This window comes from Pseudomonas sp. M1 (genome assembly GCF_022760135.1).
GTDB lineage: Bacteria > Pseudomonadota > Gammaproteobacteria > Pseudomonadales > Pseudomonadaceae > Pseudomonas > Pseudomonas citronellolis.
Map to the genome: position 1 here is coordinate 4,473,056 of NZ_CP094343.1, position 26,503 is coordinate 4,499,558.

At 69.2% G+C, this 26,503-nt stretch carries 21 protein-coding genes and 1 pseudogene; 9 read left to right on the forward strand and 13 right to left on the reverse strand.

Annotated elements, in window-relative coordinates:
• The first annotated feature begins 54 nt into the window (after positions 1–54).
• Positions 55–795 carry a murein L,D-transpeptidase catalytic domain family protein gene (locus PM1_RS19550; RefSeq protein WP_009619087.1) on the forward strand — a complete coding sequence of 247 codons (741 nt, stop codon included), beginning with the start codon at positions 55–57 and terminating at the stop codon, positions 793–795.
• 614 nt (positions 796–1,409) lie between these two features.
• Here PM1_RS19550 and PM1_RS19555 read toward each other — a convergent pair.
• Genes PM1_RS19555 through PM1_RS19570 form a run of 4 tightly spaced genes read right to left on the reverse strand, consistent with a single transcriptional unit; the run spans position 1,410 to position 6,201 of the window.
• Positions 1,410–2,291 carry an efflux RND transporter periplasmic adaptor subunit gene (locus tag PM1_RS19555; protein WP_009619086.1) on the reverse strand — a complete coding sequence of 294 codons (882 nt, stop codon included), beginning with the start codon at positions 2,289–2,291 and terminating at the stop codon, positions 1,410–1,412.
• 14 nt (positions 2,292–2,305) lie between these two features.
• Complete coding sequence (locus tag PM1_RS19560; protein ID WP_024128300.1) at positions 2,306–2,506, reverse strand: DUF1656 domain-containing protein; 201 nt, start codon at positions 2,504–2,506, stop codon at positions 2,306–2,308.
• Between the two features lie 4 nt (positions 2,507–2,510).
• Positions 2,511–4,691 (reverse strand): FUSC family protein, encoded by a 2,181-nt coding sequence (locus PM1_RS19565; protein WP_009619082.1) that lies wholly within the window; start codon positions 4,689–4,691, stop codon positions 2,511–2,513.
• Between the two features lies 1 nt (position 4,692).
• Complete coding sequence (locus tag PM1_RS19570; RefSeq protein WP_009619080.1) at positions 4,693–6,201, reverse strand: efflux transporter outer membrane subunit; 1,509 nt, start codon at positions 6,199–6,201, stop codon at positions 4,693–4,695.
• Between the two features lie 198 nt (positions 6,202–6,399).
• On the opposite strand from PM1_RS19570, the gene PM1_RS19575 reads away from it, so the two are divergent.
• Together PM1_RS19575 and PM1_RS19580 are read left to right on the forward strand one after the other, a co-directional pair.
• Positions 6,400–7,338, forward strand: a complete 939-nt coding sequence (locus PM1_RS19575) for a LysR family transcriptional regulator (RefSeq protein WP_009619078.1) — start codon at positions 6,400–6,402, stop codon at positions 7,336–7,338.
• A gap of 133 nt (positions 7,339–7,471) precedes the next feature.
• The gene (locus tag PM1_RS19580; RefSeq protein ID WP_024128299.1) at positions 7,472–8,446 is read left to right on the forward strand and encodes a 2-hydroxyacid dehydrogenase; all 975 of its coding nucleotides are present in this window, start codon (positions 7,472–7,474) and stop codon (positions 8,444–8,446) included.
• A 103-nt stretch (positions 8,447–8,549) separates the two neighbouring features.
• On the opposite strand, the gene PM1_RS19585 is transcribed toward PM1_RS19580, so the two are convergent.
• Positions 8,550–9,458: a DMT family transporter gene (locus PM1_RS19585; RefSeq protein ID WP_009619074.1), complete on the reverse strand. Its 909-nt coding sequence runs from the start codon at positions 9,456–9,458 to the stop codon at positions 8,550–8,552.
• A gap of 137 nt (positions 9,459–9,595) precedes the next feature.
• Here PM1_RS19585 and PM1_RS19590 point away from each other — a divergent pair, with 137 nt between their 5' ends.
• Positions 9,596–10,471 carry a helix-turn-helix domain-containing protein gene (locus PM1_RS19590; protein ID WP_009619073.1) on the forward strand — a complete coding sequence of 292 codons (876 nt, stop codon included), beginning with the start codon at positions 9,596–9,598 and terminating at the stop codon, positions 10,469–10,471.
• Between the two features lie 339 nt (positions 10,472–10,810).
• On the opposite strand, the gene PM1_RS19595 is transcribed toward PM1_RS19590, so the two are convergent.
• From PM1_RS19595 to PM1_RS19610, 4 genes are all read right to left on the reverse strand, one after another.
• Positions 10,811–11,134, reverse strand: coding sequence for a DUF3325 domain-containing protein (locus tag PM1_RS19595; protein WP_009619072.1), 324 nt, complete (start codon positions 11,132–11,134; stop codon positions 10,811–10,813).
• Positions 11,134–12,663 carry a PepSY-associated TM helix domain-containing protein gene (locus PM1_RS19600; RefSeq protein ID WP_009619070.1) on the reverse strand — a complete coding sequence of 510 codons (1,530 nt, stop codon included), beginning with the start codon at positions 12,661–12,663 and terminating at the stop codon, positions 11,134–11,136. Before PM1_RS19600 ends, PM1_RS19595 begins: the two co-directional genes overlap by 1 nt.
• Entirely contained in the window at positions 12,660–12,953 is a 294-nt protein-coding gene (locus PM1_RS19605) for a DUF3649 domain-containing protein (RefSeq protein WP_009619068.1), read from the reverse strand. Before PM1_RS19605 ends, PM1_RS19600 begins: the two co-directional genes overlap by 4 nt.
• Positions 12,954–13,272: 319 nt before the next feature.
• Positions 13,273–14,664: an aminotransferase-like domain-containing protein gene (locus tag PM1_RS19610; protein ID WP_009619066.1), complete on the reverse strand. Its 1,392-nt coding sequence runs from the start codon at positions 14,662–14,664 to the stop codon at positions 13,273–13,275.
• Positions 14,665–14,788: 124 nt separating this feature from the next.
• Here PM1_RS19610 and PM1_RS19615 point away from each other — a divergent pair, with 124 nt between their 5' ends.
• Both PM1_RS19615 and PM1_RS19620 read left to right on the forward strand, forming a co-directional pair.
• Positions 14,789–15,652, forward strand: a complete 864-nt coding sequence (locus tag PM1_RS19615) for a DMT family transporter (RefSeq protein WP_009619064.1) — start codon at positions 14,789–14,791, stop codon at positions 15,650–15,652.
• A gap of 426 nt (positions 15,653–16,078) precedes the next feature.
• Positions 16,079–18,106 carry a DEAD/DEAH box helicase gene (locus PM1_RS19620; RefSeq protein ID WP_152604500.1) on the forward strand — a complete coding sequence of 676 codons (2,028 nt, stop codon included), beginning with the start codon at positions 16,079–16,081 and terminating at the stop codon, positions 18,104–18,106.
• Positions 18,107–18,422: 316 nt separating this feature from the next.
• Here the strand turns inward: PM1_RS19620 and PM1_RS19625 are convergent, their stop codons facing one another.
• Positions 18,423–19,418: an alpha/beta fold hydrolase gene (locus PM1_RS19625; protein ID WP_009619062.1), complete on the reverse strand. Its 996-nt coding sequence runs from the start codon at positions 19,416–19,418 to the stop codon at positions 18,423–18,425.
• Positions 19,419–19,608: 190 nt separating this feature from the next.
• Here PM1_RS19625 and PM1_RS19630 point away from each other — a divergent pair, with 190 nt between their 5' ends.
• Both PM1_RS19630 and metR read left to right on the forward strand, forming a co-directional pair.
• Positions 19,609–20,052, forward strand: a complete 444-nt coding sequence (locus PM1_RS19630; RefSeq protein WP_009619061.1) for a CopD family copper resistance protein — start codon at positions 19,609–19,611, stop codon at positions 20,050–20,052.
• Between the two features lie 100 nt (positions 20,053–20,152).
• Positions 20,153–21,073: a transcriptional regulator MetR gene (metR, locus tag PM1_RS19635; protein ID WP_009619060.1), complete on the forward strand. Its 921-nt coding sequence runs from the start codon at positions 20,153–20,155 to the stop codon at positions 21,071–21,073.
• Positions 21,074–21,697: 624 nt separating this feature from the next.
• Here metR and PM1_RS19640 read toward each other — a convergent pair.
• The 3 genes and pseudogenes from PM1_RS19640 to PM1_RS19650 form a co-directional block, all read right to left on the reverse strand.
• Positions 21,698–22,342 (reverse strand): glutathione S-transferase family protein, encoded by a 645-nt coding sequence (locus PM1_RS19640; RefSeq protein ID WP_009619059.1) that lies wholly within the window; start codon positions 22,340–22,342, stop codon positions 21,698–21,700.
• A 111-nt stretch (positions 22,343–22,453) separates the two neighbouring features.
• Positions 22,454–23,640, reverse strand: a pseudogene (locus PM1_RS19645) (CaiB/BaiF CoA transferase family protein).
• A 39-nt stretch (positions 23,641–23,679) separates the two neighbouring features.
• On the reverse strand, positions 23,680–25,398 hold the full coding sequence (locus tag PM1_RS19650) for an acyl-CoA dehydrogenase family protein (protein WP_009619056.1): 1,719 nt from the start codon (positions 25,396–25,398) through the stop codon (positions 23,680–23,682).
• A 119-nt stretch (positions 25,399–25,517) separates the two neighbouring features.
• On the opposite strand from PM1_RS19650, the gene PM1_RS19655 reads away from it, so the two are divergent.
• Positions 25,518–26,432: a LysR substrate-binding domain-containing protein gene (locus PM1_RS19655; protein ID WP_009619055.1), complete on the forward strand. Its 915-nt coding sequence runs from the start codon at positions 25,518–25,520 to the stop codon at positions 26,430–26,432.
• Positions 26,433–26,503 lie beyond the last annotated feature (71 nt).

Sequence of the window (26,503 nt, forward strand, 5' to 3'; positions counted from 1 at the left end):
TGCATGCGCAATCGAAAACAGACCTTAGGAAGTGACAAAGGGGGGAACGGCGCCATGCCGTCCATATCCACCGTCTGGGGGAAACTCCGGCCGCTGCTCGCCGTGGGCGCGCTCTACGCGCTCGGCAGCAGCCTCGCCCAAGCGGCGCTGCCCAGCGCCGAGGAACTCCACCGCCTGGCCCCGGCCACCAACCTGCAGGCCCTGCGCCTGGCGCTCAGCGCCTACCAGTGCGCCAACGCCGCGCAACTGGGCGGGCGCGACGAACTGCTGACCGTCATCGACTACTCCAAGGCCTCGCGCGACAAGCGCCTGTGGGTGTTCGACCTGCAGCGGCGCAAGCTGCTGTTTGAGGAGTGGGTGGCCCACGGCAAGAACAGCGGCGACGACCTCGCCACCTCGTTCTCCAACCGCCCGAACAGCTACCAGTCGTCCATCGGCCTGTACCAGACCGGCCAGACCTACCGCGGCAAGCACGGCCGCTCGCTGCGCCTGCTGGGCCTGGAACCGGGCTTCAACGACAACAGCGAAGAGCGCGCCATCGTCATGCACGCGGCAGCCTACGCCGATCCCAGGGTGGTCCCCGGCCTCGGCCGCCTGGGCCGCAGCCAGGGCTGCCCGGCGGTGCGCCCGCAGGTGGCGCAGAAGCTGATCGACACCCTGCAGAAAGGCAGCTACGTATTCGCCTATTACCCGCAGCAGGAATGGCTGAGCAACTCGCAATTCCTCGCCGGCGCCAGCTGCAGCGTGGCCAAGGCACAGAACCTGGGGCGCAGCGCCACCCTGGCCAAGCGCTGAAGCGCTTTTCGTAGGATGGGTTGAGCTTGCGATACCCATGCGGTCATGGTGATGGGTATCGCTTCGCTCAACCCATCCTACGGGCTTCTCCGCGATGGCCGGAGGTTCCGGCGCGGTTCGCGGATGAGATCCGCTTACACGCTGCCCCACCTACGCCATTCCATGTAGGAGCGCGCCCTGCGCGCGAATCGCGGGCAGGGCCCGCTCCTACAGGTTGCCGGGAAGCACGGTATTCCTCCCCCCGTAGGAGCGGACCTTGTCCGCGATAGCCGGACGTCCCGGCGCGGTTCGCGGATAAGATCCGCTCCTACGCGGCCCCACCCACGCCATTCCCATTGTAGGAGCGCGCCCTGCGCGCGAAATCGCGGGCAGGGCCCGCTACAGGTTGCCGGGAAACACGGTATTCCTCCCCCGTAGGAGCGGACCTTGTCCGCGATAGCCGGAATTCCCGGCGCGGTTCGCGGGTGAGATCCGCTCCTACGCTGCCCCCACCCACGCCATTCCATGTAGGAGCGCGCCCTGCGCGCGATTCGCGGGCAGGGCCCTACAGGGCCTGCACCGGGAAAAACGAACGGGGGCCGAAGCCCCCGTTTTTTACCTGACGCGCATTGCGCTCACTGCGCCGTCGCGTCCTGGCTGCCCGGGTTGACGATCACCGTGGTGGTGATGCCCGCCGCCAGCAGCACGCCTTCCGGCACTTCGTCGATGTGGATGCGCACCGGCACGCGCTGGGCCAGGCGCACCCAGTTGAAGGTCGGGTTGACGTCGGCGACCAGCTCGCGGCTTTCCGGGTTGTCGCGGTCGTAGATGGCGCGGGCGATGCTTTCCACGTGGCCCTTCAGGCGCTGGCCGCTCATCAGCTGCAGCTCGGCCGGGTCGCCCACGGCGATGTGCGGCAGCTTGGTTTCCTCGAAGTAGCCGTAGACCCAGTAGGAATTCTCGTCGACCACCGCCATCTTCGCCTCGCCAGCGCGGGCGTAGTCGCCGCGGTGCACGTTGAGGTTGGTCACGTAACCGTCCACCGAGGCGCGCACCTGGGTGCGCTCCAGGTTCAGCTTGGCGGCGTCCAGCGCGGCCAGGGCCTGCTGGTAGTCGGCCTCGGCGGCGGCGGCGGTGTTGCTGGCATCGTCCAGGCTCTCGCGGGACACCACTTCGTTGTCCATGGCGGCGCGGCGCCTGGCGTTGAGCTGGCGCATCTTCAGCGTGGCCAGGCGCGAGGCGACCTGGGCCTCGGCCTGCTTCACGGCGATGCGGTAGTGGTCGGGGTCGATCTGCATCAGCAGGTCGCCCTTCTTCACCTGCTGGTTGTCGCGCACCGGCACCTCGACCACCACGCCGGACACGTCCGGGGCGACGTTGATGATGTCGGCGCGCACGCGGCCATCGCGGGTCCAGGGGGTGTCCATGTAGTTCACCCAGAGGGTGCGGCCGATGAACACGGCGACCACCAGGATGATCAGGGTCGCCAGCAGGCTGAAGACGGATTTCAAGGTCATGGGTAACTGGCTCGTTATCGGTAGACGGTCAGGGACAGGCCGCCGAACAGGCAGGCGAACAGGCACACGCGGAACAGCGCCGGGTGCCAGGTGAAGCGGTACAGGCCGATGGAGGCGAAGACGCGGTCGATGCCCCAGCAGATCACCGCCGCGACCACGAAGAGCACGGTGAGGGTCGGCATGTAGACGCCGTGGAAGGCGATTTCCCGCGGCAGGTCGTCAAGCAGCATGGCTGGCGGTTCCTTGGCTGGCATCACGCAGCGGCGACTGCGGGTCGAGCAGCGTGGTGCGGATGAAGTGCAGGTAGCTGACCACCCGGCGCAGGGGCGAACTCTCGAAGTCCGGCGCGCACGGCTCCTCGGTGGCCTTGGTGGTGAGGATGGCATGTTCCACGGCGGCCAGGGCGCGCTCGCGGTTGGCCTCGCCCGGCTGCACGAACAGGCGGATCAGCGCGCGGCCCATGCTGCGGATGGCCTGGCGCCAGGGCATGTCCTCGGCGTAGCAGGGCTCGTCGGGCAGCCGCTCCTGCTCTTCGCGCAGCTCGATGATCGAGTGGCCCACTTCCAGCACCAGGAACATCCAGCGCAGCAGGCTGCGCTGCACGTCCGGGCGGCGCGCGGCGAGGCCGTAGGCCTGGTTCATCAGGTCGCGGGTGGCGCTCTCGAAGGTCGCGCCCAGGCCGGCGAGCCTGCCGCTGATGGCTTGCACCACGCGCATCCGCAGGTCCTTTTCCAGGCGCCGCCAGAGCCAGGCCGCGGTGGGTGGCAGGAGCACGCCGACCAGCACCGCCGCGGCGCCCTGCGAGAGCACCAGGGCGATGTACTCGTTGAGGGTGCGGCCGGCGTCGTAGACGGTCATGTTGGCCGGAATGGCGCCGAAGCAGAAGAAGATCAGCAGGCCCATGCCGTAGCCGGCGTAGGCCGGTTTCACCGAGAGGTAGGCGCCGATCACGAACACCGGGGCGATGGCCACGCACAACAGCGGAAAGCCGTCCAGGTGGGGGAACACGAAGTAGGTCTCGGCGAAACCCAGGATGGCGGCGAAGAAGGTGCCCACGGCCATCTGCGCGGCCATCTTCGAGGGGTCCGGCGCGGCCGAGACCAGCGCCGCGACGGCGGCGGCGTTGAGCACGAAGGTGCTGCCGCTGGGCCAGGCGGTCTCGATCCAGAACACCCCGAACAGCAGCACCATCACCGCGGTGCGGCCGCCGGCCACCAGCGCGCCGACCAGGTTGGCCTTGGGCGAGAAACCGAACTTCCAGTTCTCCCGCTCGTGGCGGTGCTCGGCCAGCGAGGCATGCGTCAGGGTGTAGTCGTGCAGGTCGGCGACCAGCCGGTAGAGCAGCTCGCCGGCGGTGTTGAAGTCCAGCCGCTCGGAAACGTCCTCGACCTTCTCGCGCAGCCCGGCGCGGGCCTCGCGGATGCGCTGCATCATGTCCTGGCGCTGCGCCGCGATCTGCTCGGCGAGCACCGCCGCGTCGCTGTCGGTGAGCGGCTTGCCCTTCCACGGCTGGAGCATTTCCCGCAGCAGTTCCAGGCACGGCTCCAGGGCCTCCAGCACGCGCTGGCTGTCCTGGCCGCGCAGGCGTTCGAGCAACTGGTGCAGGGCGTGGTAGCGCGTGGTCAGCACCATGAACTCATTGTTCAGCCGCGCCAGGCGGCCGCCGCGCAGGCGCATGTGCGGGTCTTCGAACATGGTCGCGGTGCGCAGCGTCTCCAGGCCCACGGCCTGGGACACGAAGTTGACGTTGGCCGCCTCGAAGCGCTGGCGCTGGCCGCCGCCGAGGTTGTCGAGGACGAACCAGGCGAAGGCGCCGAAGCGCTGGTAGAGGGCGTTGCGCATGGCCGCGGCGGAGGTCTGCGGCAGCACCACGGCGCTGACCACGGTCGAGCAGAGGATGCCCAGGCTGATCTCCAGCACCCGCCACACCGCCGACATGAAGGCGGCTTCGGGGTGCTGTGTGGCGGGCAGGCCGATCAGCGTCGCGGTGTAGCCGGCCAGCACGCAGGCGTAGGAACGGAAGTCGCGGTAGCGCGCGGCGCCGGCGGTGCAGGCGCCGACCCACAGCGCCACCACCAGCAGGAACAGCACCCGCTCCTGGGCGAACACGGCGATCAGCGCCACCATCACCGTCAGCCCCACCAGGGAGCCGAGGATGCGGTAGAAGCTCTTGGCGAACACCTGGCCGCTCTGCGGCTGCATCACGATGAACACGGTGATGGTCGCGGTGCTCGGCTGCGGCAGCTCCAGGCGCATGGCCAGCCACAGGGTGAGCATGGCGGCGGTCAACACCTTGGCGACGTAGACCCAGGTCACGCCGTCGCTGCGCGCCCACTCGAAGAAGGCGCGGCGCACCTCCTCCAGCGGCGAGCGACTCGGCAAGGCTTGGCTGCTGGCCATCTCAGCGCTCGCTCAGCGGCCGCACGGAGACGGTCTCGGGGACCATCCTGTGCTCGCCCGGCGCGTCCTTGGCCGCCATCAGGCCGCCACCCAGGGCCACCACCAGGCCGGCGTGGGTTTCCAGGCGCGCGGCCTGCACCTGCTGCAGCGTCAGCTGCTGCTGGAACAGGCGGGTCTGGGCGTTGAGCACGTTGAGGTAGTCGGTCAGGCCGCCGCGGTAGGCCTTGGTGGCGATGTCGTAGGTTTTCTGCGCGGAGGCCACCGCCTGCTCGGCGAGGCTCTGCTGCTTCTCCATCGAGTGGGTGCGGATCAGTTGGTCGGAAACGCCCTTGAGCGCCCGCACCAGGGTCTGGTTGTACTGCGCCACGGCGGCGTCGTAGCCGGCCGACTCCTGGCCCAGCTGGGCGCGGCGGCGGCCGCCGTCGAAGATCGGCAGGGAAATCGCCGGGCCCGCGCTGTAGGTGAACTTGCGCGCGGTGATGAACTCCAGCATGCCGCCACCGACGGCGCTGTAGCCCAGACTGGCGATCAGGTCGACGTTGGGATAGAACTCGGCGCGGGCCACATCCACGCCCTTGGCCTGCGCGGCGACCTTCCAGCGCATGGCGACCACGTCCGGACGGCGGCCGACCAGTTCCAGCGGCAGCGCGCTGGGCAGCCCCGGCTGCTTCGCCAGGGCCAGCTTCGGCCGTACCAGCGCGGCGCCGGCGCCCGGGCCCTTGCCGGCCAGGGCGGCGATCTGGTTGCGCGACAGGGCGATGGCTTCCTCGATGGCGTCGATCTTGCGCTTGGTCTCCGGCAGCGGCACCTCGGCCTCGCTGACCTCGAACTGGGTGCCCAGGCCCCCGGCCAGGCGGCGCTGGGCCAGGGAGAGAATCTGTTGCTGCTGTTCGAGCATGGCCTCGGCGATGTCCAGCTCGGCGTATTGCAGCGACATCTGGATGTAGGCGCGGACGAGGTTGCTCTCCAGCTCCAGCTGGGCCATGCGCGCCTCGGCGGCGGTCATGTAGGCCACGTTCATGTAGCGCTCGGTGTTGCTGCGCTCGCGGCCCCAGAGGTCTAGGTTGTAGGAGAAGCCCAGGGAAGCGTTGTTGTTCCAGCTGGTGGTGTCGGCCAGGTCGCCCGGGCCGTAGAAGTAGTCGGTGGGCCACTTGTGACGGGTCAGCGAGGCATCCGCGCCGACCTGCGGCGACTCGGCGGACTCGGCCACCCCGGCCATGGACAGCGCCATGCGCACCCGCGCCTCGGCTTCGGCCAGGCTCGGGCTGTTGTCCAGGGCGGTTTGCACCCAGGTGTTCAACTGCGGGTCGCCAAAAGCGCGCCACCACTGCTCGGCCGGCCACTTCGCATCGCGGTTGGCGGACTGGATGGCGGCATCGGTGGCCAGTTGGTCATTGCCCAGGCGCTGTTCCTGCGGGGCGATGCCATGGGTACTGATGCAACCGGCAATTGTTGAGAAAACGACAAAGGAGCCGACGAACGCCAGTCCTTTCACGAGGTGACGCGACACGATTGAGGATCCTGGAGGGTGAGCTTGCTGTTTCAGCGTAGAGGATGCCGAAGAAACCATTCGGGCGAGTAAATTCTAGGGAGACGCGGCGAAACGGATAAGACGGCCAATTTGTGAATCTTTATTACCGATAATGAAATAATGTGGCCGGATGTCTCATGTGACAATAAGCCACCCTGTCGTTCCCGAGGGCTCCGAATGGACACTCTGCAAACCATGCGCGCGTTCGTCTGCGTGGCCGAGACCGGCAGCTTCACCGCCGCGGCCCAGCAGCTGGGCACCACCACCGCCTACGTCTCGCGCGCCGTGGCCAACCTGGAAACCCACCTGCGCGCGCGCCTGCTCAACCGCACCACCCGGCGCATCGCGCTGACCGAGGCGGGCCAGCGCTACCTGCTGCGCTGCGAGCAGATCCTCGCCTACGTCGAGGAAGCCGAAGCCGAGGCCGGCGACGCCCACGCCCGCCCCGCCGGGCGCCTGCGCGTGCATTCGATGACCGGCATCGGCCAGCACTATGTGATCCGCGCCATCGCCGGCTACCGCCAGCAGCACCCGGAAGTCAGCTTCGAACTGACCATGGCCAACCGCGTGCCCGACCTGCTCGACGAAGGCTTCGACGTGGCCATCGTGGTCGCCACCGAGCTACCCGACTCCGGCCTGGTGTCGCAGCGCATCGGCGAGACCTACAGCATCCTCTGCGCCTCGCCCTCCTACATAGAGGCCCGCGGCGCGCCACGCACCCCCAGCGACCTGGTCAACCACGACTGCCTGCGCCTGGTCAGCCCGGTGCTGGCCCTGGACAAGTGGCTGTTCGACGGCCCCAACGGCCAGGAAATGATCACCGTCGGCCCGCCGACCTTCCAGGTCAACGTCGGCGACGCCATGACCGAGGCCATCCGCTGCGGCATGGGCATAGGCGCGCTGCCGGTCTACTCGGCGCTGGAAGGCCTGGAGGACGGCTCGCTGGTGCGCGTGCTGCCGCACCACAAGCTACAGCTGCTCAACGTCTACGCCCTGTACCCGTCGCGGCAGTACCTGGACGCCAAGATCAAGACCTGGGTCGGCTACCTGCGCGAGAACCTGCCCGGCGTGCTGCAGGCCGACGAGGCCGGCATGGCCCGCCCGCACCTGGCCTAGCCCGAGCCCGCGCGGCTTTTGGCCGCGCGATAACCGCCCCGCATCCTCGCCGCCTGGGCCGCCGGGCTTGCCAAGGGCGGTGGCGGGGATGCTAGGGTTGCTCTCCCGTCTGTCAGTCGTTGCCTTCCCCACCATGAAAAAGAACGTCTTCGTCTTCAGCCGCCTGGCGCCCGAACACCTCGACCGCCTGCACGCGCAATTCAACGTCACCGTGCTCGACCCGAAACTGGGTGACGTCGACGCCCAGTTCGCCGCCGCCCTGCCCCAGGCCCACGGCATGATCGGCGTCGGCCGACCGCTGGGCGAGAAGCAGCTGGCCCAGGCCGGGCAGCTGGAAGTCATTTCCAGCGTCTCGGTGGGCTACGACAACTACGACCTGGCCTACCTGAACCAGCGCGGTATCGCCCTGACCAACACCCCGGACGTGCTCACCGAAACCACCGCCGACCTCGGCTTCGCCCTGATCATGGCCGCCGCCCGGCGCACCACCGAGCTGGACGCCTGGACCAAGGCCGGGCAGTGGAAGCGCACCGTGGACGCGCCGCTGTTCGGCGTCGACGTGCACGGCAAGAAGCTCGGCATCCTCGGCCTGGGCCGCATCGGCGCGGCCATCGCCCGCCGCGGCCGCTTCGGCTTCAACATGGACGTGCTCTACCACGGCAACAACCGCAAGCCGGAGCTGGAGCAGGAACTGGGCGCGCGCTACTGCGGCTTCGACGAACTGCTTGGCGAGGCCGACTTCGTCTGCGTGGTGGTGCCGCTGTCCGACGCCACCCGCAAGCTGATCGGCAAGCGCGAGCTGGAGCTGATGAAGCCCAGCGCGATCCTGGTCAACATCGCCCGCGGCCAGGTGATCGACGAAGCGGCGCTGGTCGAGGCGCTGCAGGAAAAACGCATCCTCGCCGCCGGCCTGGACGTGTACGAGAAGGAACCCCTGGCCGAATCGCCGCTGTTCGCCCTGCCCAACGCGGTGACCCTGCCGCACATCGGCTCGGCCACCCACGAAACGCGCCTGGCCATGGCCGAATGCGCCCTGGAGAATTTCGAGACGGCGCTGCGCGGCGAGCGGCCGAAGAACCTGGTCAACCCGCAGGTGTGGAAGGGCTGATCGCGAACGAAGTCCGCTCCTACAGGCCACACCGGGGTGCTCTTCGTAGGATGGTGTTGAGCGAAGCGATACCCATCGCCGCGACCGCATGGGTTTCGCAAGCTCAACCCATCCTACGAAGAGCCACCTGCCCCGCCGCAACCGGCTTCGGCTTGCGGAACACCAGCACGTTGCCGGCCATCACCAGCGCCAGCCCGGCCAGGGCCGGCGCGCTCCACTGGTAGCCCTCCATGAACGCCGAGACGTTCAGCGCCACCACCGGGAACAGCACGGTGCAGTAGGCCGCGCGCTCCGGCCCCATGCGCCCGACCAGGGTCAGGTAGGCGGTGAAGCCGATCACCGAGCCGGGAATCGCCAGGTACAACAGCGAACCGACGTAGCGCGCGCTGCCGTCGAAGGTGAAGGGCACGCCCTGCACCAGGCAGATCGCCAGCAGGATCAGCGCGCCGTAGAGCATGCCCCAGGCATTGGTGCTCAGCGGGCGCAGCCCGGCCTTCTGCTGCAGGCTGGAGAGCAGGTTGCCGGCGGAGAAGCACAGCGTGCCCAGCAGGGCCAGGCCCAGGCCGTAGAAGGTCTCGCGGCTGGCGGCATGGCCGGTCAGCTCCGGCCAGAACAGCAGGGCCAGGCCGAGCAGCCCCAGGGCGCCGCCGCCGGCGACGTTCGGCGCGATACGCTGGCCGAAGAAGATGCGCGCATTCAGCGCGTTCCACAGGGTGGCGGTGGAGAACACCACGGCGATCAGCCCGCTGGGGATCCACTGGCTGGCGGTGTAGAAGCACAGGAAGTTCACGCAGAACAGGCACAGGCCCTGGGCCAGGCACAGCGCCTGGCCACGCCGGCCCAGCGGCTGCAGGCGGCGGCTGAGCAGGAGAATGGCGAACAGCACCAGCGCCGCCAGGGCGAAGCGGTAGGCGATGGACAGCGCGATAGCGACCTCGCCGACCTGCAATTTGATGGCGATCCAGGTGGTGCCCCAGATGAGCACCGTGAGCAGGTAGAGCGACAGGTTCATGGCTGGCCTCCGGTCATGGGAGGCCAGTGTCCGCCCGCGCGCCCGGGCGCCGCTTGCAGATTCTTGCGCTTATTGCGACAACCGGGCTGGCAACGCGCGCGGGCGCGGGTAGAGTGGAGGCCTGAAGGAGTCGCCCCATGTCCGCCATCGAACAGCTGCAGGTCTTCCAGTCCATGAACAGTTCGCCCAACGCCCGCCTGGAGCGTTGCGCCGAACTGGGCGACGGCCTGTCCGCGGCCATGTGGAGCAACCGCCACGACGCCCGCGACTACCTCAGCCCCGACCACCACACGCTGTCCTGCTACCTGGCCGGCGGCACCGGCACCTTCCGCCGCGGCGCCCCCGGCGCCAAGGGCGCGCCGGACAAGCTGTGCATCATGCCGGCCGGCGAGGAAGCCTCGTGGATCGTCAACGGCGACATCCGCCTGGCGCACCTGTACTTCAGCCCGGAACGCTTCGCCCTGGGCTGCGTGCAACTGCTCGACCGCGAACCGCGCGAGCTGCGGCTGCGCGAACACACCTTCCTCGACGACCCGCAGCAGGCCGCGCGCTTCCGCCAACTGGTGCAACTGGACTGGAACGAGCCGGGCGAACGCCTGCACACCAGCAGCCTGGCCCAGGCCATCGTCGACCATGCCCTGCTGACCCAGGTCGGCCGCCGCGACGGCCTGCGCCTGAAGGGCGGCCTGGCCCCTGCCCTGCGCCGGCGGCTGTGCGACTACATCGAGCAGAACCTCGCCGAACCGCTCAGCCTGGGCGAGCTGGCGGTGCTGGCAGCGCTTTCGGAATACCACTTCGCGCGCATGTTCCGCGAAAGCTTCGGCATGCCGCCGCACCAGTACGTGCTGGCCAGGCGCCTGGCCCGCGCCTGCGAACTGCTGCGCCAGGGCAGCCTGGCGCTGAGCGAGATAGCCCTGGCCTGCGGCTTCTCCAGCGCCAGCCACTTCGCCAACCGCTTCCGCGCGGCGCTGGGGGCTACGCCGGGGGAATACCGCGCGGCGTTCAACGGCTGAACGACGGGGCTTTTCGTAGGAGCGAGGGGGACGCCTAGTTCTTGCTCGCGAATGGGGCTTATCCTGGCGTTATTGGTGTTTGGATGAACTCCGTCCCCTCTCCCCAGCCCTCTCCCTGAAGGGAGAGGGGGCTGTCCGTGCCGAGAGAAGGCTAGGTTTCAGCCGGTAGCTTTCGATGCTGCCGGCTAACGCCATAACATCAAACCCTGCCCAACGGTCCCCTCTCCCTTCAGGGAGAGGGTTAGGGAGAGGGAGCGGAGCCAAGCCCAGGCATCCAAGTAACCGGGAGGCCCCATTCGCGAGCAAGCTCGCTCCTACGAAAAGCCCATCCCCCAGCAATCACCCCAAAACTGCCAACACCCCACCCACCAGCGGCACCCCCGCCGCCGCCGGCAGCGCCAGGCGCGGCAGCCAGGCCAGCAGGGCCACCAGGGTGGTGGTGGCGAGCATCAGCAGACAGGCCCAGTAGACCAGGCCCAGCTCGATGCCCAGCAGGTGGATGCAGTAGGCCAGCGCTAGCCCGCCGTCCACCAGCGCCACGCCGCGCAGCAGGCGCACGCGGGCCTCGCTGGGCGCGCGGCCGAACAGTTCGCGGTGGTGGCGGGCGAGGCCCAGGCAGGCGGCGGTCATCGCCAGCAGGTTGAGACCGAAGACCAGCAGCATCAGGCGTACTCCCCTTCCACGCGTTCACGGCGGCGCGCCTTGGCTTCGGGCGCCGGCGGGCGGCCCAGGCGCCAGGCCAGGGCTGCGCACAGCGCGCCGGTGAGCAGCAGCGCCAGGTCGATGCCGGCGAGCAGCCAGTCGCCACGGGCCAGGCTGCTGGTCAGGCGGCCCGGCTCGGGGCCGAACAGCCCCAGCAGCGGTAGGCCCAGGGCCAGCACGGCGGCGACCAGCGCCTGCTCGCGGGCGGTGCGGCCGCTGCCCTGGCGCCACGCCGCGTGCAGCAGCGCCAGCAGCCAGACCACCACGAAGCTGGTGATTTCCCAGCGATCGCGCTGCGCCAGTTCCGCCGGCAGCAGGCGCGAGGCCGCCAGCAATCCCAGGCTGGCCAGCGGCAGGCCGCCGCAGACCGCGGCGTTGAGCGTGCGCACCAGGCCCAGGCCGGCGCTGCCGCGGGCCTCGCGCTTGGCCACCCAGACCTGCAGGCCGCCGAAGATCATCCCGCAGCCGACCAGGCCCAGCAGCAGGTAGAGGATGCGCACCAGGGTGCCGCCGAACTGCGCCATGTGCAGCCCGGTCAGCCAGGCGTAGGTCTTGTAGCCGTTGCCATAGGGCGGCTGCACGTGCAGTAGCGCGCCGGTGGCGGCGTCGAAGGAAACGGTGCGCTGGTCGTTGACCATGCCGCGGTCCACGGCCCGGCGGATCTGCACCATGGACGAGGCGTCGTTGGGGTGTTCGAGGTTGATCCAGCCCACCCGGCTGTCGTCGCCCCACTGCTCGCGGGCGCGCTCGACCATGCGCGAGATCGGCTTCGGCGGCTTGGCCGGGCGGCCCAGCTCCTCGCGGTCGAAGGCGTGCTGCACCTCGTGTTCGAAGCGCTCGAAGTCGCCCTTGTAGGCGACCTTGATGCCGGCCTGCATGTACAGGGTGATGAAGATCACCAGCCCGGTGTAGGCCAGCAGCACGTGGAACGGCAGGCCGATCACCCCCAGCACGTTGTGCGCGTCGAGCCAGCTGCGCTGGCGCGCCGCCTTCGGCCGCAGGGTGAAGAAGTCCTTGAAGATGCGCCGGTGGACGATCACCCCGCTGACCAGCGCCACCAGCATGAACATCCCGGCGATACCGACGATGTAGATGCCCGGGGTGCCGGCGTGCAGGGCATAGTGCAGCTCGAAGAAGAAGCCGCCGCCGACGGTCTTCGGCAGTTCCTCGCCGGTCTGGGCGTCGATCAGGAAGGAGCGGAAGGCGCTGAGGTCGCTGGGCACCCAGCCGGCGGTCCAGTAGGGCCCGCGCTCGGTCGGCGGCAGCATCCAGTAGGCATGGGCCTTGGGCGCGCGCTCGACCAGGGCGGCGTGGACCTGGTCCACGCCCACCGCCGGCTGCTGCGCCTCGTGCAGTTGCGGCAGCATCCAGCGCGTCAGCTCCGGCTCGAAGCACGACAGGCTGCCGGAAAAGATCACCACGAACAGCAGCCAGCTGACCAGCAGGCCGCTCCAGGTATGCAGTCCGGACATCGACTGGCGCAGGCTCATGGGCGCACTCCGAAGTCGTGGGGCAGGAACGCGGCCAGCGCCAGCAGCGCGCTCAGCGCCAGCGGCACCAGGCAGGCGCGCCAGGTGCTGCGGGCGGCGAACACGTAGAGGATGGCCACCACCCAGACCATGAAGCAGCCCAGGCTGGCGAAGGCCACGCGGTCGGCGCGGGCCAGCGGCAGGTAGACGCTGAGGAAGGCGGTGCTGGTGTAGGCCAGGGCATAGCCGCCGAACAATGCGGCCAGGATGCGCGCGCTGAGTTGCGCGCCGAAGCGGCCCTTGCTGCTCATGGGCGTACCTCGGGCTGGAACGGCGGGAATCCGGACGGGTGCATGGCTGTGCTCACCTGCTGACAGAAGTTCACCCCGAACAGGGGTGGGCAAAAGCGGAAATTTATATGAAATGCGTTCGCATTTGAAAGAGATACGCAAGAACGGATGTGAATAATCCCGCGCCTCTTCCCCACCATCAGGGCATTCCAGGCCGGGCGTAGGCGCTGTGGCTGAGCGCGCCCGAGGCCGGCAGGAAGTTGTCCTGGGCGCAGCACAAGCGGGATTGCACAGAGGCCGAACGACCGTGGAAAACCTGCAGAAAAAATCAGAAAAGTTTTCAGCGCCCCCGCCGGGCCTTTTCCATGGCCCGTTCGAGCAGTTGGAAGACCCGCGGCGACTGGCACTGGGCGACGTTGAAGCGCAGGAAGTCCGGCGCGTTCTGGCCCAGGCTGAAGACGTTGCCCGGCGCCAGCACCATGCCCTGCTCCAGCGCCGCGCGGGACACCGCAGCGGCATCCAGAGCGCCGGGCAGGCGCGCCCAGACGAACACCCCGCCGCGCGGCTCCAGCCAGGGCTGCAGGCCCAGGCCACGCAGGCGCGCCAGGGTTTCGCCCATGGCGTCGGCCAGGCGCACGCGCAGGCTTTCTATATGCCGGCGGTAGCCGCCCTTGCGCAGCAGTTCGTGGAGCAGCTCGGCGTTGAACGGGCTGTTGCCGAAGGACGTGGCCAGTTTCAGGTCCACCAGTTGCTCGCACCACTGCGGTCGCGCCGCGATGTAGCCGCAGCGCACCGAGGCGGACAGCGTCTTGGAGAAGCTGCCGACCTGGATCACCCGCTGCAGGCCGTCGAAGGCGGACAGCCGCGGCGCCTGCTCGTGCTCGAAGTCGGCGAAGATGTCGTCCTCGACTATCAGCAGGTCATGGGCCTCGGCCAGCTTCAGCAGGCGGTGCGCCACCAGCGGCGAGAGCTGCGCGCCGGTGGGGTTGTGGAAGGCCGAGTTGGTGATGTACAGGCGCGGCCGGTGGCGCTGCAGGATGCCGGCCAGGGCCTCGATGTCCGGCCCCTGCGGCGTGTAGGGCACGCCGATGGCCACCGCGCGGTGGGCGCGCAGCAGGGCCTGGAAGTTGAAGTAGCCGGGGTCGTCCACCAGCACCTCGTCGCCGGGCTCCAGCAGGAAGCGGCAGACCAGGTCGATGGCGTGGGTGCCGCCGTCGGTGAGCACGATCTGCTGCGCGCCGACCTGCAGGCCGTAGTCGCCCAGGCGCCGCGCCAGCTGCTCGCGCAGGCCGGCGTGGCCGTAGGGGCGGCCGTATTCCAGCAGGCTCGACTGCGGCTCGCGGGCCAGTTGGCGCAGGGCACGGCGCAGCTCGTCCTCCGGCAGCCAGGACGGCGGCAGCCAGCCGCAGCCGGGCTTGAGCGAGTCCTCTGCGGCTTCCAGCGCCTGTCGGGAAATCCATAGCGGGTCGATGCTGCGGTCCAGCGCCGGGCCGATCTCGGCCAGCGACAGCGGCGGCAGCCGGCCGCAGACGTAGAAGCCGGAACCGCGCCGGGCGGCGATCAGCCCCTCGGCGGCAAGGCGCTCGTAGGCCTCCACCACGGTGCTCTTGGACACCTCCAGGCTCTGCGCCAGCGCGCGGATCGACGGCAGCCGCTCGCCCGGCACCAGGCTGCGCGCCGCCAGGCGTTCGCGCACCTGGCGCATCACCCCGTCCACCCGTGTCACGGCCATGGCCACCTCGACTGTACCGATGAAAATCCAGGACAGTTTGTTCGAATTGTACTGATCTGTCACTGGCCGCCCGCCCTTCCCGGCGCCACCATCGAGACTCCCCTCTGCTCTTGGCGAATGCTCGATGAATGCTTCTTTAGGCGGTTGGTTCAGCGGTTTCCTCGGCGTGCTCATCTTCAGCGGCTCGCTGCCGGCCACGCGGGTGGCGGTGGGCAGCTTCGAACCGACCTTCCTCACCCTGGCCCGGGCCAGCATCGCCGGGCTGCTGGCCGCGGCCATCCTCTTCGTGCTGCGCCAGCGCCGCCCGGCGCGCCAGGACATCCCGGCGCTGCTGGTGGTGGCCCTGGGCGTGGTGGTCGGCTTCCCGCTGCTCACCGCCCTGGCCCTGCGCCACGTCAGCTCGGCCCATGCCATCGTCTTCGTCGGCCTGCTGCCGCTGGCCACCGCCAGCTTCGCCGTGCTGCGCGCCGGCGAGCGGCCACGCCCGGCGTTCTGGGCCTTCTCGCTGCTCGGCAGCGCGGCGGTGGCCGGCTACGCGCTGAGCCAGGGCGGCGCCGGCAGCCTGCTGGGCGATGTGCTGATGCTGGCGGCCATCCTCGCCTGCGGCCTGGGCTACGCCGAGGGCGCGCGGCTGTCGCGGCACCTGGGCAGCTGGCAGGTGATCTGCTGGGTGCTGGTGCTGTCGTTGCCGCTGATGCTGCCGCTGACCTTGTGGACCTGGCCGGCCGACCTCGCCGCGGCCAGCCTGCCGGCCTGGTTGAGCCTGGGCTACGTGTCGCTGTTCAGCATGCTCATCGGCTTCTTCTTCTGGTACCACGGCCTGGCCCGCGGCGGCATCGCCGCGGTGGGCCAGCTGCAGCTGCTGCAACCCTTCTTCGGCCTGGCCCTGGCCGGCCTGCTGCTGCACGAGCAGGTCAGCCCGCTGATGGCCGTCTCGACCCTCGTGGTGGTGGCCTGCGTGGCAGGAGCGCGGCGCTTCGCCCGCTGAGCCGCCCGTGGCAGCGCGTCGCGGGAAATAGGGGTATCATCGGGCGTTTGTGTATTTCCCCGGGCTTGCCGGAAGGAACCTCCGATGACCCCACCCGCCGAGCCGCCCGCGGCGCCCGCCGACCTGGCGCCGCGCCCGCGCCTGACCCTGGGCAGCCACGTGCACAGCGGCTTCGACCTGCGCAGCGGGCGCATGCAGAACATCGCCCGGCACCGCGCCGCGCTGGCCTTCCTGTACGCCGGCATGCCCGTCTCGGGGCCGATCAACCCGCGCACCGGCAGCGAGCTGCGGGTGTTCCGCGACGACCGCATCGTCCGCCTAAGCCGCCAGCCCGAGCGCGAGCAGCAGCTGCGCCAGCAACTGCGCCAGTTCGGCTTCAAGCCGGCGATGCGGCGCAGCGATGCCCTGGAGGAAAGCGCGGGGGAGATGTTCGAGCTGCCCGACGACGCCACCTGGCAGCAGTTCATGCGCGAGGGCCTGCCGCAGCTGCGTGAGCTCGGCTGGGACGTGGACGTGCGCCCGGAGTTCGTCTTCGACCTGACGCCCATCGAGAACTGGTACGCCGAGATCGAGGAGACCGACGACCGCCAGTGGTTCGACCTGGAACTGGGCATCGAGGTCGACGGCCGCCGCATCAGCCTGCTGCCGGCGCTGATCGAGCTGATCCGACGCATGCCGGCGCTGCTCGACCCGCAGGCCCTGGCCCGCCACCCCGACGACGAGCAACTGGTGCTGCGTCTGGACGCCGGGCGCAACCCGGTGCACAGCTGGCAGACCGCCTCGGAGCGGCCGCTGCGGGTGGCCCTGCCCTTCGGCAAGCTCAAGCCGCTGCTGGGCACCCTGTCGGAGTTCTACCTGGGCGACCAGGCGCCGGTGCGCCGCCTGCGCATGGGCGCGCCGGACGCCGCGCGGCTCTCCGAGCTGGAAGAACTACCGCTGCGCTGGCAGGGCGGCGATGAGTTGCGCGAGATCGCCCTGCGCCTGCGCGACTACCGCGCCCAGCCGGCGCCGCTGCCCGAGGGCCTGCGCGCCGAGCTGCGCGCCTACCAGCACGAGGGCCTGAGCTGGATGCAGACGCTGCGCGCGGTGGGCGCCAGCGGCATCCTCGCCGACGACATGGGCCTGGGCAAGACGCTGCAATCCCTGGCCCACGTGCTGCTGGAAAAACAGGCCGGGCGCCTCAACGCGCCGGCCCTGGTGGTGATGCCCACCAGCCTGATCCCCAACTGGCTGGACGAGGCCGAGCGCTTCACCCCCGGCCTGCGCGTGCTGGCCCTGCACGGCGCCGGCCGGCGGCGCGACTTCGCGAAGATCGAGGAGCACGACCTCATCCTCACCACCTACGCCCTGCTCCCGCGGGATGCGGAAAAGCTCGGCAAGCACGCCTACCACCTGCTGATCCTCGACGAGGCGCAGAACATCAAGAACGCCGGCACCAAGGCGGCCCAGGCCGCGCGCCAGCTGAACGCGCGGCACCGCCTGTGCCTAACCGGCACGCCGCTGGAAAACCACCTGGGCGAGCTCTGGTCGCTGTTCCACTTCCTGCTGCCCGGCTGGCTGGGCGACGCCAAGCAGTTCGCCCAGCACTACCGCACGCCCATCGAGCGCCACGGCGACCAGGCGCGCCTGGCCCACCTGGCCGCGCGCATCCGCCCCTTCCTGCTGCGCCGCACCAAGGAGCAGGTGGCCTCGGAGCTGCCGCCCAAGAGCGAGTTCATCCAGCACATCGAGCTCAGCGAGGCCCAGCGCGACCTCTACGAGACGGTGCGCCTGGCCCTGGACCGCAAGGTCCGCGACGAAATCGCCCGCCGCGGCCTGGCGCGCAGCCGCATCATCATCCTCGAGGCGCTGCTCAAGCTGCGCCAGGTGTGCTGCGACATCCGCCTGGTGCAGAAGGACGCCCCGCCGCCAAGCGGCCGCGCCAAGGCGGTGACCTCGGGCAAGCTGGAATACCTGCTGGACATGCTCGAGGAACTGCTCGCCGAAGGCCGCCGCGTGCTGCTGTTCTCGCAGTTCACCTCGATGCTCGCGCTGGTCGGCGAAGCCCTGCAGCAACGCGGCATCGACTACGCCCTGCTGACCGGCGACAGCCGCGACCGCCGCCAGCCGGTGGAAGACTTCCAGCAGGGCCGCGTGCCGCTGTTCCTGATCAGCCTGAAGGCCGGCGGCGTGGGCCTGAACCTGACCGCGGCGGACACGGTGATCCACTACGACCCCTGGTGGAACCCGGCCGCCGAGAACCAGGCCAGCGACCGCGCCTACCGCATCGGCCAGGACAAGCCGGTGTTCGTCTACAAACTGATCGCCCGCGGCACGGTGGAAGAGAAGATCCAGCTGCTGCAGCGGGAGAAGGCCGCGCTGGCAGCCGGCATCCTCGAAGGCGCGGGAACGGATTGGCAGTTGGACGATGCCGATATCGATGCGCTGTTCGCGCCTTTGCCGAAGGCGGTTTGAGGAGGTTCGTGGGGCGGTCTGTGGGGGCGAGCTTGCTCGCGAATGGGCGTATCCCTTTGGCCACTGTTTCTGGGGCCAACTCTGCTCCCTCTCCCTAACCCTCTCCCTGAAGGGAGAGGGGACTGTTCGGAGCGCTTTGGTATTCCTGAGTCAGCCGGCAACACCTGGGGTTTCCGGCTGAAACCATTCCTTCTCTCGGCACGGACAAGCCCCCTCTCCCTTCAGGGAGAGGGCTGGGGAGAGGGCGCTCTTGAACCCAGCACCTACGCCACCGGCAAACGCCGTTCGCGAGCAAGCTCGCTCCTACGAAAGCCCCCTACAACTGCGCCACATGCCCCGCCGTCTGGTGCGCTCGCAGGTAAGGCAACACCGCCGCCAGCAACGGTGCCTTGAACGCCTCCTGGAAACGGTGGGCCATCCCCGGAATCAGCTTCAGCTCCGCCCCGCGGATATGCGCCGCCACATGCACCCCATGCATCACCGGCAACAACGGATCGGCGGTGCCATGGATGACCAGGGTAGGCACATTCAAACGATTGAGCAGGTCGACCCGGCTGGGCTCGGCGAGGATCGCCAGCATCTGCCTCTGCACCCCCTCGGGGTTGAAGGCGCGGTCGTAGGATTGCGCCGCCTGGCGCAGCAGTTGCTCGCGGTCGTCTTTCACCTCCGGGCTGCCCAGGGCAGCGAGCAGGTCGGCCTGCTGCTCGATGGCCTGTTCGCGGCTGCCGGCCTCGCGCCGGGCCAGCAGTTTCAGCAGGCTGTCGCTGGGCGCCGGCAGGCCCTCGGCGCCGGAACTGGTCATCACCAGGGTCAGGCTGAGCACCCGCTGCGGCGCCAGGTCGGCGACGTGCTGGGCGATCATCCCGCCCATGCTCGCGCCCAGCACGTGGGCCTGCTCGACGTGCAGCCCGTCCAGCAGGCGCAGGGCGTCCCAGGCCATGTCGGTGAGGCTGTAGGGCGCGCTGACCGGCAGGCCCAGGCGGTAGCGGATCACCTCGTAGGTGAGGTTGGCATCGGGCGTGGGTACGCGCCAGGCGCTCAGGCCGACGTCGCGGTTGTCGTAGCGGATGACGCGGAAGCCCTGCTGGCAGAGGGTCTGCACCACTTCGTCGGGCCAGTGGATGAGCTGGCCGCCCAGGCCCATGATCAGCAGCAGCGTCGGGTCCTTCGGCGAGCCTATGCTCTGGTAGGCCAGGCGCACGTCGCCCAGGTCCAGGGTGTCGGTGGGCACCCGTGGGTCGCAACGATCGCCGGCAAAGGCAGTGAAGGGCGCCAGGCACGACAGTGCCAGCGCCAAGAGAAACGCACGCATGTGAAAATCCGGAATGCAGAACCCCAGTGAAAGCCGATTCTGATGAATTTCCGTGCATCGCTCTGCCACACAACCGTGACACTTTGATGAAAGGCGCCGAGCGGTCGCCGCCAGCCTGACCGGCGTCATGGCACGGGCGCGGCCGGCCCGGCATGGTTCCAGGGAAGCAGTCGTTCGCCAAGGGGCGCCCATGAGCTATCCGATCCTGCTGGTCCTGCATCTGCTGGCCGCCATCGCCTTCGTCGGCACCGTGTTCTTCGAGGTGCTGATTCTCGAACGGGTGCGCCGCCATGTGCCGGCAGACGCCCTGCGCGCCGTGGAGCGCGCCCTCGGCCAGCGCCTGCGGCGGGTGATGCCCTGGGTGATCCTGACGCTCTTCGGCAGCGGCCTGGGCATGCTGAAGCTGCGCTACCTGCCGCTGCTGGCCCATCCGCTGGACTCGCCCTTCGCCACCCTGCTCAGCCTGAAGCTGCTGCTGGCCGCCAGCGTGCTCTGCCACTTCTTCTGCGCCATGTACCTGATGCACAGCGGCGGGATGACCGGACGGCGCTCGCGGATCATCCACTACAGCGTCTTCGCCCACGTCCTGGGCATAGTGCTGCTGGCCAAGGGCATGTTCTATCTGAGCTGGTAGATCGGCGGCGGCACGGGCGGGTCGACAGCCGGCCGCGCATGAGACAAACTCAATCCAGTTTCGGATGTAATCAAGTTTTACTCATGTTGGAAGCGGCACCATGCTCGAGATTCGTCACCTGAAAACCCTCCACGCCCTGCGTGAGGCCGACAGTCTGGTGGAAGCCGCCGAACGCCTGCACCTGACCCAATCCGCCCTGTCCCACCAGTTCAAGGAACTGGAGGACCGCCTGGGCCTGTCGCTGTTCATCCGCAAGACCAAGCCGGTGCGTTTCACCAGCGCCGGCCTGCGCCTGCTGCAGCTGGCCGACGCCATCCTGCCGCAGCTGCGCACCGCCGAGCGCGACCTGGCGCGCCTGGCCGGCGGCACCGCCGGGCGCCTGCACATGGCCATCGAATGCCACAGCTGCTTCCAGTGGCTGATGCCGACCATCGACCAGTTCCGCGACGCCTGGCCGGAAGTGGAGCTGGACCTGGCCTCGGGCTTCTCCTTCGCCCCGCTGCCGGCCCTGGCCCGCGGCGACCTCGACCTGGTGGTGACCTCCGACCCGGTGGACATCGCCGGCATCACCTACGTGCCGCTGTTCACCTACGAGGCGCTGCTGGCGGTGGACAACCAGCACGCGCTGGCCGGCAAGCCCTACATAGTGCCGGAAGACCTGGCCAGCCAGACGCTGATCACCTACCCCATCGAGCGCGACCGCCTGGACATCTTCACCCGCTTCCTGGAACCGGCCGACGTCGAGCCGGCCCAGGTGCGCACCTCGGAGCTGACGGTGATGATGATGCAGCTGGTGGCCTCCGGCCGCGGCGTGTGCAGCCTGCCCAACTGGGCGCTGCACGAATACAGCTCGCGCGGCTACGTGACGGCCAAGCGCCTGGGCGAAAAAGGCCTGTACTGCACCCTCTACGCGGCCATCCGCGCGGACATGCTGGATGCGCCCTTCATGCGCGACTTCCTGCTGACGGCCAAGGACACCTCCTTCGCCACCCTGGAGGGGGTCAGCGCGGCGAAGGGGTGAAATCGCGGGCAGCGCTTGCGCTGGCCCAAAGGGGAATAACCCAGCTGCCTTCTTGTTTGGGTGTAGCGCGCCGCTCCGAGTCTGCGGAGATTTTTTGTTTCGCCCCCTCGGGCGAGTCCCTTTTGTCAATCGCCACAAAAGGAACCAAAAAGGCTTGCCCCGACATACGGGCCCGATGGAGCCGGGCTACCCTCGCGAATTCCCCCGCCACGGAGGCCCGCCCCGAGGGTACGTCCCTGTAGCCCATCGGGGCTCTCGCGACATCCATGTCGCATGACCTCCTGAGCGCCGGTTTCGCTCGGCCTTCTGAAGGGGCGTTTCGGAGTGCGCGGATGTTTCTCTGGAAGTCCCAAGAGCAAACGCGCTTTTGCTTTTCGTAGGAGCGAGCTTGCTCGCGAACCCTGGGCTCCCGCGTTCGCGGGAATGACGGGGTGGGGGTTAGGCGTTTCAGGATGACTCAGGATTCTCCGGCCACTCCGAACAGCCCCCTCTCCCGCTTGCGGGAGAGGGCTGGGGAGAGGGCGCTCTTTGCAGAGCCCCAACCCCTGCCGCAACCCCGTCGGAAATCCGTAGGGCGGATAACGCCTACGGCGTTATCCGCCGAATCGCGGGCAGGGCCCGCTCCTACACCTTTCCCGCCGCCTTGGCGTGTTCCGCGTGCCATTGCGCGTCCCGTTCGGCGATCTTGGCGAAGGAGGGCCGCGCGGTGACTTTCGCGATGTAGCGCTCGATGGCCGGGGTCTTCGGCACTATGCCGAAGTGCGTGGTCCAGGCCAGCGCCGAGCCCCAGAGCACGTCCGCCGCGGTGAAGCGTTCGCCGAGCAGGTAGGGCCCCTTCTGCAACTGCTCGTCGATGACCTTCATCACCGTCTCGAAATCGCCATAGGGGCTGCGCGCCTGGGGCGCCGGCTCGCGGCCCAGGGAACGGTCGGTCACCGCCGGCTCGAAGCTGGAGCCGTAGAACACCAGCCAGCGCAGGTAGGGCCCGCGCAGCGGGTCGCCGATGGCCGGCGCCAGTCCGGCTTCCGGGTACAGGTCCGCGAGGTAGATGTAAACGGCGCCCTGCTCGGTCACCAGCGCCTCGCCATGGCGGATGGCCGGGACCTTGCCCATCGGGTTGATCGCCAGGTAGGCCGGCTGGCGCTGCTCGCCGGCCTGCATGTTGAGCAGGTGCAGGTCGTAGTCGGCGCCCAGTTCCTCCAGCAGCGCCAGGGTGCCGGAGGAACGGGTTTGCGGGGAGTGGTAGAAGGTGATGCGACGGTCGCTCATGGTGCTTGCCTCTGCCGATGACGGGTCGGCCCCAAAGCATAGACCGCTCGCAGCGGAACGGCGCCATCACCTGGCGCAGGTCCCCCACGTGGGCAAAACCGCCGGAAAGACTCAGCCGCGGACGATGCCGCGCCGGTACAGGGCCTCGATGGTCTCGGGCGCCAGGCCCAGCTCCGCGAGCACCTCGCGGGTATTCCCGCCCAGGGCCGGCGGCGCGCTGCGGTAGCTGGCCGGGGTGCGCGAGAGCTTCACCGGCGAGGCGATGCCGCGGTAGTCGCCCAGTCGCACCACCAGGCCGCGATGCGCGGTGTGCGGGTGCTCCACCACGCGGTCCACCGTGGCGATGGCGCCGCAGGGCACGCCCAGGCGGATCAGCCGTTCGGCCAGCTCGCGGCCGTCGTGGGCCGCCAGGTGGCCCTCCAGCGCCTGCTTGAGCGCTTCGCGGTTGACCGAGCGCTGGCCGTTGTCGGCGAAGCGCGGGTCCTCCAGCAATTCGCCGGCGCCCAGGTAGTCGCACAGCCTGGCGAACTGGCGGTCGTTGCCCACGGCGAGGAAGATCGGCTCGCCGCCGGTGCGGTAGCTGTCGTAGGGGGCGATGTTCGGGTGGGCGTTGCCGGTGCGTTGCGGCGTGCGGCCGGAGACGAAGTGGTTCGGCAGGTGCGGGTGCAGCAGCGAGATGCCGCAGTCGTACAGGGCGATGTCCACCGACTGCCCGCGCCCGCTGCGTTCGCGCTCGTGCAGCGCCAGCAGGATGCCGGCCACGGCGTTCAGCCCGGTGACCATGTCGACGATCGGCAGGCCGATGCGCAGCGGCCCGCCCTCGGCCTCGCCGTTCACGCTCATCAGCCCGGCCATGGCCTGGATCGCCGCGTCGTAGCCCGGCAGCCCGCCCAGCGGGCCGTCGGCGCCGAAGCCGGACACCGCGCAGTGGACCAGCCGCGGGAAGCGCGGGCTGAGCACCTCGGCGTAGCCGATGCCCCAGCGCGCCAGGGTGCCGGGCTTGAAGTTCTCGATCAGCACGTCGGCGCCTTCCAGCAGTTGCAGCAGCAACTCGATGCCCTCGGGCCTGGACAGGTCGACGGCGATGCCCTTCTTGTTGCGGTTGACGCCGCGGAAATGGAAGCCGTGCCGTCCTCGAAGGGCGGGCCCCAGCCGCGCGTCTCGTCGCCGCCCAGGGGTTCCAGCTTGATCACTTCCGCGCCGTGGTCGGCCAGGGCCTGGGAGCAGTAGGGGCCGCCCAGCACGCGGCTCAGGTCGATGACTTTCAGGCCACGCAGGGCACCGGTCTCGGGGTTCATGGCAACTCTCTCTTGTCGATTCTTGTCGGTTGCGGGAAATCAGGCCGGCAGCAGTTGCATGGCTTCGTCCAGGCTCATCTCGCTTTCGTCGAGCAGCCGGGCCAGCAGCGGCGCCCCGGCCTGCAGGCCCAGCGGGTCGCGCGGCAGCAGCTTGTGCTGCAGCACCAGGTGGGCCAGGGCCAGGCGCCGGCGGTCGCTGGCCTGGCGGCCGGCTTCCCAGGCCATGAAGATGGCGCTGGCGATGTGGTAGAGCGCGCTGCCAGCCTGGCGCACCTGCTCGTCCTGGCGCGCCTCGGCCACGTCGGCCATGAGTGCCACGCTGCGCTCCAGCAGCGCCTCGAAGCGGGCGCGGCTGGCCTCCGGCAGGCCGCTCTCGGCCAGCAGGCCGCACAGGTACTGGTGCAGCGGCTCCAGGGCCTGTTCGCGGGTGACGGCGCGGGCGATGTCCAGCGCGACTATGTTGCTGGTGCCTTCCCAGATGGAGCCCAGGTGGGCGTCGCGGACCAGGCGCGCGTCGCTCCATTCCTCGATGTAGCCCACCCCGCCGCGCACTTCCATGGCGTCGCCGGTGACGCGCCGGGCATCGCGGCAGGCGCGGAACTTGATCAGCGGGGTGAGGATGCGCACGCACTTCTGCGCCGCGGCGTCGCCGCCGTCGGCGCGCGGCAGCAGGGTGGCGATCTGCATGAACATGGAGCGCGCCTGCTCGGCCGGCAGCATCAGCTTCAGCAGTTGCTTCTGCATCAGCGGCATGTCGATCAGGTGCTTGCCGAAGGCGCGGCGATGGCGGGCGATGAACAGCGCCTCGCTCAGCGCCCGGCGCATCAGGCCGGCGGCGCGCACGCCGTTGGACAGGCGCGACATGTTGACCATGTCGGCCATCTGCTGGAAGCCGCGGCCGACCTCGCCGATCAGGTAGGCGCTGGCGCCCTCCAGGCAGATTTCGCCGCTGGCCATGGAGCGGCTGCCCAGCTTGTCCTTCAGGCGCAGGATGCGGTAGGCGTTGCGCGAGCCGTCCGGGCGGTGCTTGGGCAGCAGGAACAGGGTCACGCCCTTCATGCCCTCGGGTGCGCCTTCGGGGCGGGCCAGGACCATGGCCAGGTCGGCGTCGGGGTTGGAGCAGAACCACTTGTCGCCGTACAGCTTCCACTCCCCGTCCTCTTGCCGCGCCAGGGTGCGGGTGCGGGCGACGTCGGAGCCGGCGGCCTGCTCGGTCATGAACATGGCGCCCTGGAACAGCCTGTCGAAGTCCCGCGAGGCCAGCGACGGCAGGTAGCGCTCCACCAGCTCCGGCGCGCCGAACTTGCGCAGGGTGCGGGTCAGCGAGTCGGTCATGCTGACCGGGCAGCACAGGCCGAACTCGGCCTGCACGAACAGGTAGGTCAGCGCGTACTTCACCAGCGGCGGAGCGCCGTCCGGGCGGTGGCTCATGGAGGCCAGGCCCAGTTCCGAATAGGCCACGCGCTCCAGGGCGACGTAGTCCGGGTGCTTGCGGATGCTCTGCAGGTCCTCGCCGCGGCGGGTGCGCGGCGCCAGCTGCGGCGGGTTCCTGTCGGCCGACAGGGCCAGCACGTCCAGTTCGTCGCCGGCGCGGGCGCCGAGGCGTTCGAGGGTGTCGCGCCACTGCGCCAGCACCTCCGGCGGCAGGTACACCTCCAGCAGGCGCTGCAGCGAGGGGTCGCAGGCATACAGGTTGATGCCGCGGCTGTCGGGGATGTTCAGGGCGTCTTCGGGGGCTGTTTCGGGCATGGCGGTCATGGCGCGTCTCCGGGTCTTGTTCTGGCGCCGAGACTAGGAGTGCGTGACGATAAGTATCCAATACAATAAAAATCATCCACGATAAGAAAAACAAATCGTAGAAACCCGGGTGCCCTGCCATGGACCTCAAGCAACTGCGCTACTTCATCGCCGTCGCCGAGGAGCTGCATTTCGGCCGCGCCGCCGCGCGCCTGTTCATCTCCCAGCCGGCGCTGAGCTTCGACATCAAGAAGCTGGAGGAGCAACTGGGCATCCAGCTGCTGGTGCGCAACAACAAGTCGGTGAAGCTGACCAACGCCGGCCAGGTGCTGCTCGACGAGGCGCGCAGCCTGTTGCTGCAGGCCGAGAAGGTGAAGCGCCTGACGCTGCTCTCCGCCGAGGGCGCGGTGGGCCAGCTGCGCGTGGGCTTCGTCAACTCCATGCTCTACCGCGGCCTGCCGCGGGCCATGGCGCGCTTCGAGGCGGAGCAGCCGAACATGGAGGTGCTGCTGATGGAGATGAACACCTCGGAACAGGCCCTGGCGCTGCAACGCGGGCAGATCGACATCGGCTTCGTGCACTGGGCCAGGCTGCCGGCCGGGATCGCCTCCGAATGCCTGGTCGCCGACCCCTTCCTCTGCTGCGTACCGGCCGGCCACCGCCTGGCCGGACGGGCGCGCATCGACCTCGCCGAGCTGCGCGACGAGGGCTTCATCCTCTTCCCGCGCAGCCTGTCGCCGCACTACCACGACCTGATCATCGCCCGCTGCGTGGACGCCGGCTTCAGCCCGCACATCCGCCACGAGGCGCGGCTGTGGCAGACCATCGCGGCCATGGTCGGCCTGGGCATGGGCGTGGCCCTGCTGCCGCAGACACTGTGCCTGGCCTGGAAGAACCAGGTGCGCTACCTGGAGATCGAGCAGAGCGGCGCGCGCTCGGAAATCCACGCCATCCTCGCCGCGCAGGACGCGCCCCATGCGGCCCAGGCCTTCCTGGCCACGCTCAAGGCCTGCCTGGACGAGGGCGTCGATACGCAATCGCTTATCGCACCATAAGATTAAAAAACTATTGATCCGCAGGGGCGCCGCATAGACTCCGAACCAACCCGGGGCAACACCGACGCACG